This window comes from Pseudomonas fluorescens, assembly GCF_000730425.1.
Classification (GTDB): domain Bacteria; phylum Pseudomonadota; class Gammaproteobacteria; order Pseudomonadales; family Pseudomonadaceae; genus Aquipseudomonas; species Aquipseudomonas fluorescens_X.
Map to the genome: position 1 here is coordinate 114,467 of NZ_CP008896.1, position 10,300 is coordinate 124,766.

Annotated in this window: 9 protein-coding genes and 1 riboswitch; of the genes, 4 read left to right on the plus strand and 5 right to left on the minus strand. The window is 58.9% G+C overall.

The features are described from left to right. Positions 1–32: 32 nt before the first annotated feature. From HZ99_RS00310 to HZ99_RS00320, 3 genes are read right to left on the minus strand one after another with little or no spacing between them, the layout of a single operon-like run. Positions 33–947 (minus strand): ABC transporter substrate-binding protein, encoded by a 915-nt coding sequence (locus HZ99_RS00310; protein ID WP_038440431.1) that lies wholly within the window; start codon positions 945–947, stop codon positions 33–35. After that, on the minus strand, positions 944–1,303 hold the full coding sequence (locus HZ99_RS00315) for a (2Fe-2S) ferredoxin domain-containing protein (RefSeq protein WP_038440433.1): 360 nt from the start codon (positions 1,301–1,303) through the stop codon (positions 944–946). The genes HZ99_RS00310 and HZ99_RS00315 overlap by 4 nt, the downstream gene beginning before the upstream one ends. Beyond that, entirely contained in the window at positions 1,303–3,240 is a 1,938-nt protein-coding gene (locus HZ99_RS00320) for a TonB-dependent receptor plug domain-containing protein (protein ID WP_038447727.1), read from the minus strand. Before HZ99_RS00320 ends, HZ99_RS00315 begins: the two co-directional genes overlap by 1 nt. Positions 3,241–3,334: 94 nt before the next feature. Continuing rightward, positions 3,335–3,540: riboswitch (cobalamin riboswitch) on the minus strand. 99 nt (positions 3,541–3,639) lie between these two features. On the opposite strand from HZ99_RS00320, the gene HZ99_RS00325 reads away from it, so the two are divergent. From HZ99_RS00325 to cobF, 4 genes are all read left to right on the plus strand, one after another. Beyond that, complete coding sequence (locus HZ99_RS00325) at positions 3,640–4,191, plus strand: histidine phosphatase family protein (RefSeq protein WP_038440435.1); 552 nt, start codon at positions 3,640–3,642, stop codon at positions 4,189–4,191. A gap of 112 nt (positions 4,192–4,303) precedes the next feature. Next, positions 4,304–5,794 carry an AAA family ATPase gene (locus HZ99_RS00330; protein ID WP_038440436.1) on the plus strand — a complete coding sequence of 497 codons (1,491 nt, stop codon included), beginning with the start codon at positions 4,304–4,306 and terminating at the stop codon, positions 5,792–5,794. Continuing rightward, positions 5,791–6,753: a hypothetical protein gene (locus HZ99_RS00335; RefSeq protein ID WP_038440438.1), complete on the plus strand. Its 963-nt coding sequence runs from the start codon at positions 5,791–5,793 to the stop codon at positions 6,751–6,753. The genes HZ99_RS00330 and HZ99_RS00335 overlap by 4 nt, the downstream gene beginning before the upstream one ends. A 141-nt stretch (positions 6,754–6,894) precedes the next feature. After that, complete coding sequence (cobF, locus tag HZ99_RS00340; protein ID WP_038440440.1) at positions 6,895–7,653, plus strand: precorrin-6A synthase (deacetylating); 759 nt, start codon at positions 6,895–6,897, stop codon at positions 7,651–7,653. Positions 7,654–7,800: 147 nt separating this feature from the next. On the opposite strand, the gene HZ99_RS00345 is transcribed toward cobF, so the two are convergent. Beyond that, positions 7,801–8,385 carry a hypothetical protein gene (locus HZ99_RS00345; protein WP_038440441.1) on the minus strand — a complete coding sequence of 195 codons (585 nt, stop codon included), beginning with the start codon at positions 8,383–8,385 and terminating at the stop codon, positions 7,801–7,803. Positions 8,386–8,458: 73 nt separating this feature from the next. Further along, positions 8,459–10,267 carry a monovalent cation:proton antiporter-2 (CPA2) family protein gene (locus HZ99_RS00350; protein WP_038440443.1) on the minus strand — a complete coding sequence of 603 codons (1,809 nt, stop codon included), beginning with the start codon at positions 10,265–10,267 and terminating at the stop codon, positions 8,459–8,461. Positions 10,268–10,300 lie beyond the last annotated feature (33 nt).

The following is a 10,300-nucleotide window of genomic DNA, read 5'->3' on the forward strand; positions in this document are numbered from 1 at the left end:
ACTCTTGACCACAGGTCACGAGTCGCCGGCTCCTACAGGGTGTGGAGCTGGCGTGCCAGGTCCAGCACCACTTTGCCGCTGCCGACATTGGGCACCAGGTGGGTAAACGGGATATCGATCATGCGGTTTTCCCGTACCGCCCGCAGGCGCGACAGTACCGGGTCGCGGGTCAGCAACTGGCGTTTACGGCTGGCCGGGGACCATACGGCATCGGCCAGCAGAATCACGTCCGGGTCGCTCATTAATAACGTCTCACTGCTGACCGTGACCCGGTGTTGATTGACCCCAGCCAACAGGTTGCGTGCCCCGGCAGCAGCCAGCAGGGCGGTGACAAAACCTTGCCGTCCCTCGCTGTCCAGGCCGTTGACCTCACTGTCGAGGTAAAACACCGACAAGGGTTTTGCCGGCTTGGCCAGTGCCTGGGCCCTGGCCAGGTCGGCATCCAGGGCGTCAATCAGTTCGCGGGCCCGCGGCAGTTTATGCAGCAGGCTGCCCAGGGTCAGCAGGTCATTGCGAATGTGGCCGAAGTAGTCCAGGGAGTGTCCGGCACAGGCCGACTCCAGCAGATACGAAGCCACACCGTTGCCGGCGAGCCCGCTGCGCGAGGTGACGCCGTTGCCAAAGGCGGTGGCAAAGCCGCCCACCACCAGGTCCGGCTTCTGCCCATACAGCACCTCGCTGGCCGGGTAGCGGGGGGCAATCACTGGCACTCCAACATATTCACCCGGCTTGCGCGCGGCCTCGTTGTCATCCAGGTACGCCACGCCTACCAGTGTCGGGCCGGCGTCCAGGGCCAGCAGCAGATCGGCGGCGTGCTGGTTGAGGGCGACAATGCGCGACGGTGGCGTCTGGGGCAGATACCAGTCCTGCTGGCAATTGCGATAACCGCCAGCCAGGGCGGTTGCGCTGCACAACAGGCTAATGGCAAGCCCTCCCAGGCGTTTCATGGGCGCTCCCGGATCAACAGCTCTTCGAGCACTTCGCCGCCCACCAGGTGTACATCCACCAGGCGCACGGCATCGGCCTTGTTGCGCACGCCATACCAGCAGCGCTCCGGGTACACCGTGAGCACCGGCCCCAGGTTGCACGGGAACTGGCAATGGGTGCGTGTCAGCAGTACGCCGCCGGGCACTTCGATGTGCTGGTGTTCCAGCAGGCGCCGGCGCAGGGTTTTCCACAGCTGCAAGGCGCCGCGCTGGGTACAGCGCGGGCCGGTGCATAGCAGCACATGCCGGGCGTGGTCGGGGATACGGGACCAGTCGGGGTGGGTGTCAACCCCGTCGATTTGCGTGATTTGAGTCATCAAAAACGATACGTGTAACGCACCTCTGAGGTGAACGGTCGGCCCAGGTTGTCGACATTGCTGGAGCGGCTGGTGACGTAGTCGCGGTCGAAGAGGTTTTCTACCAGCAGGCTCACCCGATGTTGATGGGCATTGTCGAGGTAGCGGTAGGCATCGGCATCCACCACCGAATAATGGCCGTACTCGATCCGTTTCGAGCTGATCACATCGTGGATATAGCGGATGGCCGCGCCGGCGCCCCACAGGCGATTCTGCGACTCGAAACCCACCCGCGAGCGGGCGAAGAAACTCGGCACATCATTGATGGTGACTCCGGCGCGCGACTCGGTGAGGTTGCGGGTCATGTCCGCCTGCAGGCTCCACTGCTCGTTGAGTGCCAACTGGGCGTCGGCCTCGAAGCCGCGCATCTGGATCTGCCCCTGGCCGTTGACCCACTGGCTATCGTCGAGGGTGATCAGGTCGGTGATCTTGCGCTTGAACAGGGTCACGCTGGCGCTGAATTCACGGTCGGCCAGCAGGCCCTTGTAGTCCAGGCCCAGCTCGGCGTTGCGGCTTTTCTCCGGCTTGAGGTTACGGTTGCCGATCTCGTCGCCGGGCTCGTTGACGAACAATTGCTCGGCATTCGGCAGCTTGTAGGCGGTGCCGTACTGGCCGCGCAAGGCCCAGTTGGCGTTGAGGTCATACAGCGAGGTGAGCATGCCGACAGTGGCACTGTCACCGCCGCTCATGGTTTCGTGGCGCACGCCGAGGCTCGGGTGCCAGTCGGGCAGGGCGTCGATCTGCGGTCGCAATTGGGTGTACAAGGCATGGGCTTCGGCCTTGTTGTTGTCGATGACCATCACGTCGTCCTGGCCCTTGAACCACTGGTTATCGGAGCCGAACACCAGCACATGGCCGCCCGTAAGCTCAGCCTTGCCTTCGGCCTGTACGCCCCAGTCGGTAAAGCCCCAGTAATCGTTGTGATTGCGCACCACGGTGCCGCCGCCGGCGGTGTTGTTGACCCGTGAGTAGCGGGTGTCCCAATCGTTGATATGGCCTTTGACGAAGTAGCTCAGCCGCTCGTTGACGCGCTGTTCGAAGGTCGTCGTAGCAATCTGCTGCACGCGATCGTTGGTGGTCTTGCGGTGGTTGGTGGCGCCGGCGAAGTCCAGGTTGGCATCGGAGTACTGGTAAAACAGCTCCAGGCGTGAGTCATCGCCAAAGGACTGGATGGCCTTGGCACCGAAGGTGGTGACTTCGTAGGAACGTTTCTTGTCGGTGACATTGCTCATGTCGCGGTTGCGAAACGGCTGGTAGCCCTCGGACGCGTTATGGCTGACGTAGGCCAGCAGCCCCAGGTCGCCCAGGCCATTGCGCAAAATCCGCTCGGCCCGGGCATCGCCGGTGGTACCGCCGAAGGTATCGACGCCGAGGTTGGTTTCGCCGGAAACGTCACGGGTCTGCGGGCTGCGTGTGACGATGTTGATGACCCCAGCCACCGCCTGGGTGCCGAACAACAGGCTTTGCCCACCCTTGAGCACTTCGATGCGCTCCACGGCGTTGGCCGGTAGGGTGTCCAGGTACAGGCCGCCGTACAGGCGATTGTTCAGGCGTACGCCGTCGAGCAGGATCAGGGTGTCGTCATTGCGTCCGCCCAGCAGGGAATAGGTGCCGTAATCGAACGGGCCGTTTTTCGGTGCGACGTAGAAGCCGGGGATGAACATCTGCATTGCCCGGGTGATATCCGCGCTGGGGCCGGCGCGTTCAATCTGCTCGCGGGTGACAATCTCGACCTTGCTGCCGTATTGGGCCATCTCGGCCACCGTGGTGGACTCCACCGACGGTGCGGAAACGGTCTGTGGCTTGAGCTCCAAGGTGCTGTTGTCTGCAAGCAGCAGGGGGCTGAACAGGCAACCCAGCAGGAGGGTCGAGCCAGAGGTAGAGGAACGTTGGAACATCATAGGTCTTCTCGAAAGTATCTTCGCAGAAGCACGCAAGAGAAGGCACCGGGCACACACCGATACCGGCCCATGCCCGCCCACCGCAGGATTATGCCAAACAGAAATTCCAGGCCGGTCTCCGGGCTCTCGCGTATCGAACCCTTCACCTTCCCATGGCGTTCTGGCCACAGTGGTGTGTCGAAGGGGTCACGCGAATACCGTTGCGGGGGCAGCACCGGACTTGCTCGAACGAGCGTACCGGTTTCCCGTTTCACCCCATGCACGGCGGCATGAGGCACCTGAAACAGGCCGGCATCTGAACATTCCCACGACCGTTGGTCAACATTGCGATGCACTGCTGCGAGATCTGATCGTTGTAAGATGCGTCCTTCACCTGATCACCCGAGATCCATACCCATGCAGAGCACACGCCTGACGCTGATTTGCCATGACGCGACCCGGGCTCAGAAACGCGGGCAATGGCCCCTCGACGAGGCCCTGCAAGTACCGCCCACACCCTTGAGACTGGCCGGCCGTTTTAAAAAAGCGCCACGCTTGCTATGTGGGCCAGAACGGCGGACCCGGCAAACGGCGATGCTGTTTGGCGAGGACGCCAGGGTCGATGACGGCCTGCGTGATATGGATGTGGGCCGTTGGCATGGCCAGGATGTCAACGCCATCGATCATGAGGAGATGGCAACCTGGCTTGCCGACAGCACCCGTGCTCCACACGGCGGTGAGTCGGTAGTACAGCTCTGTGAGCGGGTAGGCCAGTGGATGCAGGCCCTGCAAGACCAGCCCGGCCATGTGCTGGCGGTGACGCACCCATCGGTGATTCGCGCGGCCCTGCTGCATGTCATGCAATGCCCGGTTGGTCTGTTCTACCTGATCGATGTGGAGCCGCTGTCCTCCACTGACCTGCGCTTCAACCGTGTCTGGCGTTTGCGCCTGGACGGGCACCGTGAATAACGGATGAGGTGGCAAAATGAAATCATTTGCGTTTATATACGGCGCTGTTTCGGCGATGGCCGTCGTGCGCTATCGAGTGCGTATACATTTTGCAGATTGAGCAAGGACGTTTATGAGGGCAAGAAAGCTGATTGCGGTGGAAACCGGCAAGCACACCTTTGAGTTTGAAAACAAAGAAAGCTTGAAGTGGCAGGGCTTTTTTGATGTGGACACGGTCCGCCTGGTCCTGGGTAACAACGGCTCTGGTAAGACGTCACTCTTGAGCGACATGGCGGCGTCGATCTCCTCGATGCGTGCATTGCCTCAACGTTCTGTGTTTGGTCAGTACGAAGAAGGTGTCGGTAAATTGTCAGCGGCCGAGTTGAGCAAAGTGGGTGTTATCTATTTTTCGCCTTTGCCGTATCGCAGAAGAATCCCGCTCAGAAATAGATTTGTCGATGCCTCGCCTCGATTTGAAAAAAATGCAAGCCTGGATCAGTTGGAACAGTTTTATTCGGTTGCAGCGGAGTTGGGGCTGAGTTCGAGTCTGCGTGCTGCGATCACTTATAGCTCAACGTTATGCAAGGACATCCTTGCGCCGGCACTGCTCTCATTGGTGCGCTCGAAAACAGGGCATTTAAATTCGCCAGTGCTCGAAAGTTTTATCATTGAATATCGAAAGCTGGTGATGAGTGAGGAAGATTTTCGATCACCCTATTATGAACGGGGTCACCCCAATAGTTTATTTGAAAAACGCTTCGATGCGCTCTTGCTGAAGATTGAAGGGGCAGTGTTAAGCAACTTGCCCGCAGGGAAGGGCAGGCTTGCAATGCTGGCTACTTTGGAAAAAATGGTAGAGAAGCATTCAAGTAAGTTGCGTGTGGGTCGGGCTTTTCTAAAATTGAACAGTATGGCCGACTACATGCAGGACCGGCGTGATGACCTGATTACGAAAGATATCGTGAAAAGCTTTGATTCTACGTTGGAGTGGTTGCGCCTCGGGAAAAAGAACCCTGAAAGAAAAAAACGGAGCTATACGTTTACCATTGAGTCGGCTGTGCAAGCTGCGCAGTTGGTCTCCTCCCCAGCAGCCGTCGAGATACTGTTGGGGGAACAGAGTTCGGGTGTGAGGGCATTGGTTGATCAGTTTTTTCTGTTGCGAAAAGCCTTTGAGCGGATGCGTGATAAACGGTTGAATCATGTGCTTGTGTTGATTGATGAGGGGGACGCCTATTTGCATTTGGCTTGGCAGCGTCGTTACATATCTTTATTGAATAAATTTATGGCGGCGGCCAAGAAAAAATTCGATGTTGACGTTTTGCAGCTGGTTGTTGCCACTCACTCTCCGGTGATAACCGGTGATTTTCCAACGTGCATGGTCACTAATCTGGATAAAGAACAAGGATTGGGGGCGACCTTCGCTACACCATTGGAAGATATCGTTTTCAAAGCGTTTGATTCGGTTGCATTAGGTGAGTTTGCTGCAGAAAAAATCAATCAGTTGCACGCACGAATAACAGATCACGCGCTGTTGCCGCAGGATCAGTTATTGCTGGACAGCATTGGTGACGCGGGCATCAAAAATGCGCTGCTGCGTGTGCGCAAGGACAGTCAGAAATCATGATCATTAATGTCTCTGATATGTGGTATAAGGCGCGTACTCGGCATCGAACATTTGTCGCGAGTAAAATCGACGACATGTTGATCGCCCTGCGTCAGTTCAAGGGGCCTTGCCAGGCTGGCGTTATGGTGCAGTATCGATTGGCTGATTTCATGGCGCAGTATAAAAACCAGATATGCCGGGAGTTGGCCGGAAGTTTGCGCGCAATCGCTGAGGACTTTCGTAAAAGATTCAAGTCGAAGTCCGAACGCAAGGCTGTTCGCCAGCTTTTGGAGAACTACTTGAATTATAAGAGTTTCAGCGCCAAGCCTTCGGTTTTTCCGCCAGTTAACTGGTGTGCGTATGCGCTGTGCTCTACGGTTGATTATGTCATTTGTCCGTATTGCCATATGGCAAGCATTGATGTGAGGGAGGGGGACGAGAGCATTTCGGGATACCGGGGGAGCCTTGACCATTATTATCCCAAGGCCGCAATACCATTCCTTTCCCTGACATTGGGTAACTTGGTGCTTGCCTGCGAACAATGCAATGGCTCGTCCATGAAGGGCTCTAAGCGCTTCGACAAAATTGCCCACCTTCATCCTTTTCTGGATCAGGAAAGCATTGGGTTCTCATTGGTGTTCAGAGGCAAGAAACTCAGTGTACAGCACTGGGCACTCGACCTTGATTCAACGATGTATAAAATACGGCTCTCGTTACCGACGGATAATCAGGAACGTAAAAAGGCTATTCATTCAATCCGAACGTTTCAATTGGGCGCGCGCTATCAGCTTTTTGTCGAAAAGGCATTGTCCGTGCAGAGAATCTCCAGGGTTGAAACGCGCCCGTTAGCGGTTAATAGTCAGCTGACCAACTTTAAAGTTACGCGCAATGACTATATAGGCGTGGACCCCCTGAATTATAAAAATACCCTGGCCGGAAAGTTCATGGTGGATATTGCCAAACAATTTGATTTTATTTGAGTGCTGCCCGGTTGTTGAATGCCTGGAACGAACAGTCTGGAGCGCAGGGGCGGGGTGCTGGTGTTTAATCCTGCCGCCAGCGGCCTTTGCATGGCAAAATCCGCACCCTCAGCTTGACCCGTTATCGAGAACACCTGACCCATGAAAAAAATCCTGATCATCGGCATTGGCGCCGGCAACCCCGACTACATCACGATGCAGGCGGTGAAGGCGTTGAACCGCACCGACGTGTTTTTCCTGATGGACAAGGGCCAGAGCAAGGACAAGCTGATCGACCTGCGGCGGGAAATCTGCCAGACCCATATCGATGCCGGGCATGCCTACCGCTTTGTCGAAGCCGACTGCCCCGAGCGGGTGCGTGGCGAGATCGACTACACCACGGCTGTGCAGGATCTGAACCGCGACAAGCAACAAACCTTCGAGCGCATGATCAACGAAGAATTGGCCGACGGTGAAGTGGGCGCCTTCCTGGCCTGGGGCGATCCGGCGTTGTACGACAGCACTATCCGCATCTTGCAGGCGATCCTGGCCGGTGGCGGCAGTGTGTTCGAGTTCGAGGTCATCCCCGGCATCACCAGCGTCCAGGCCCTGGCCGCCCAGCATAAGGTGCCGCTCAACCGCATCGGCCGCTCCATCGAGATCACCACCGGACGGCGGCTCGCCGCCGGGCAGGCCAGTGATGCCGATACCCTGGTGGTGATGCTCGATGCCGAGGATTCCTACCGCAGCGTGGCGGACCAGGACCTGGAGATCTACTGGGGCGCGTACCTGGGCACGCCGGATGAAATCCTGATCAGTGGCAAGGTGGCCGAGGTGGCCGAGGACATCGAGCGCGTGCGCAAGGCGGCGCGCCAGGCCAATGGCTGGATCATGGACACCTACCTGCTGCGCAAGCCGTAGGTGTTCTGGCTGTTGGAATGCAATCAAAAAATGTGGGAGCGGGCTTGCTCGCGAAAGCGGTGTGTCAGTCAATACATCTACTGACTGATCCGCCGCTTTCGCGAGCAAGCCCGCTCCCACATTGGATTTTTGGTGCTTAGGGGGATGTCACTTGCCGCTGGTAATCTGCCTGACCAGCAGTTCATGCCCCGTCACATCCTCGGCCCGGGAAATGGCCTGGATCACCAGCAAGCGGTTGCCGGAGCCGGCCAGGAAGACCGAGTTCAAGGTCTTGCCGCCCCCCATGCTTGCCGTGCCATCAATCTGGCGCAGGCCCACGCCTTTGATCAGCAGTTTCTTCTGTGCCAGTTTCTTGTAGTCCGGCAGGCTGGTGCCTACGTCCTTGAGGAAACCTTCAGCCGCGCTATCGAGAAACAGCGGTTCGTCGTCCTTCAGGTCGATACCGTCATTGCGCAGGGTCTGGGCCACCACCACCACGCTTTTTGACGCCTGGTTGATATACATCGTGCCGTTGGCGCCAGCATTGCCCTTGGCTTGCGCGCCGGCAGGCAAGGCATCGGCGACATAGCCTTTGGGCAGGGTGAAGGTGAATTTGCCGTCCAGGGTCGAGACGATCTGGAAGTCGTCTGGCTTCGCGGTGTCTGGCTTGGCTGCCGCGAACAGCGGGCTGGCGCCCAGGCTGACGGTCAGCGCCAGGGCCAGGCGGGCGGCAGTGTTGCTGAGGCTGAGCATGAGGTCTTCCAATGGATGAACGAAATTGCGCAGTATTCTGTCAGAAAATTCGCAATTTCGTTCGAGTCCATCCTCAAACCTTCCCGGACTCTTCCTCAAGACGGTCCATTTCAAACAACCGCGCCAGTTCCGCCCGGGCTTCCTGGGCCGACTGCATCACCTTGGCTGCGTCATCGTATACCGCGTGCTGTGCTGCCAGCAGTTGCAGGTCGTGATGCTTGAAGCGGTTGATCCGCGCCTCGGCCTGGGCCTCGCTCAACCCTAGGCCGACCAGGGTGCGGCGGCTCATTTCCAGGCTGGAATAGAAGGTTTCGCGCACCGGTGACGCCTCCAGGTCCACCAGGCGATGAACGTGCTGGCGGTTACGGGCGCGGGCGATGATCTTCATGTGCGGGTAGAGGTTGCGCACCAGCTCGGCAGTCTTGATGTTGATTTCGGGATCATCCATGGCGATCACGAAATACTCGGCCTGGTCGACCTTGGCCGCATGCAGGATCTCTGGCCGCTGGGGATCGCCGTAGAACACCGGCATGCCGCCGAAACTGCGGGTCAGCTCGATGGTTTCCACTGAGGTGTCGAGGGCGATAAACGAGATGTTCTGGGCCCGCAGAATCCGCGCCACGATCTGCCCCATACGGCCCATCCCGGCGATCACCACCCGTGGCGCATCGCTCTCGATGGTGCGGTATTCCTGCGGTACTTCCACCGGCTTGGCCTTGGGCCGAAACAGCTTGGGGCACAGCAGCAGCAGCAGGGGGGTGAGGGCCATGGACAGGGTGATGGTCAACACCAGCACGTCGTACAGGTGTGGGGCGAACAGGCCCTGGTCGCGGCCGATCTTGAACACCACGAAGGCGAATTCACCGCCGGCGGCCAGCACCACGCCCAGGCGTACCGCGCTCTCGCGGTTCAGCTCACCGACCATCTGCCCGACGGCGTACAGCAGCGGCAACTTGATGGCGATCAGCAGCAGCGTCAGCCCCAGCACCACAACGGGCGTGCTGAACAACAGGCTGATGTTGGCGCCCATGCCCACGCTGATAAAGAACAGCCCCAGCAACAGGCCCTTGAACGGTTCGATTTGCGATTCCAGTTCGTGGCGGTATTCCGAGTCGGCCAGCAGCAGGCCGGCGAGGAACGCGCCGAGGGCCATGGACACCCCCACCAGCTCCATCAGCCAGGCTGTACCGATCACCACCAGCAGCGCGGTGGCGGTGGACACTTCGCGCAGGCCGGTCTTGGCGACGATGCGAAACACCGGGCGCAGCAAGTAGCGACCGCCGATGATCACCACGGCGATGCTGCCCAGCACCTGCAACCCATGGTTCAGGTCCTGGGCGGTAGTGGTGGTGTCGTTGCTGCCGGCCAGCAGCGGCACCATGGCGATCAACGGAATGGCCGCGATGTCCTGGAACAGCAGGATCGCAAAGGCCAGGCGCCCGTGGGGGCTGTTCAGCTCCTTGCGTTCGGCCAGGCTTTGCAGGCCGAAGGCGGTAGAGGACAGCGCCAGGCCCAGGCCCAGCACAATCGCGCTGTTCCACGACTGGCCAAACGCCCAGAGCGCCACTGCGCCTATCACCATGGCAGTCAGCAGCACTTGCGCAAGCCCCACGCCAAACACCGCCTTGCGCATCACCCACAGGCGTTTGGGCGACAGTTCCAGGCCGATGATGAACAGCAACAACACCACCCCCAGCTCGGAGAATTGCGCGACGCTCTGCGGGTTGCCCACCAGGCCCAGGGCCGAGGGGCCGATAATCACGCCAGCGAACAGATAGCCCAGCACCGCACCCAGTTTCAGGTGCTTGGCCAGGGGCACGGTGAGCACGGCGGCCAACAGGAATACCACGGCCGCTTGTAACAGGTTGCCTTCATGGGGCATCGCTTACTCCAGGATCTTTGAGGCCAATTGACA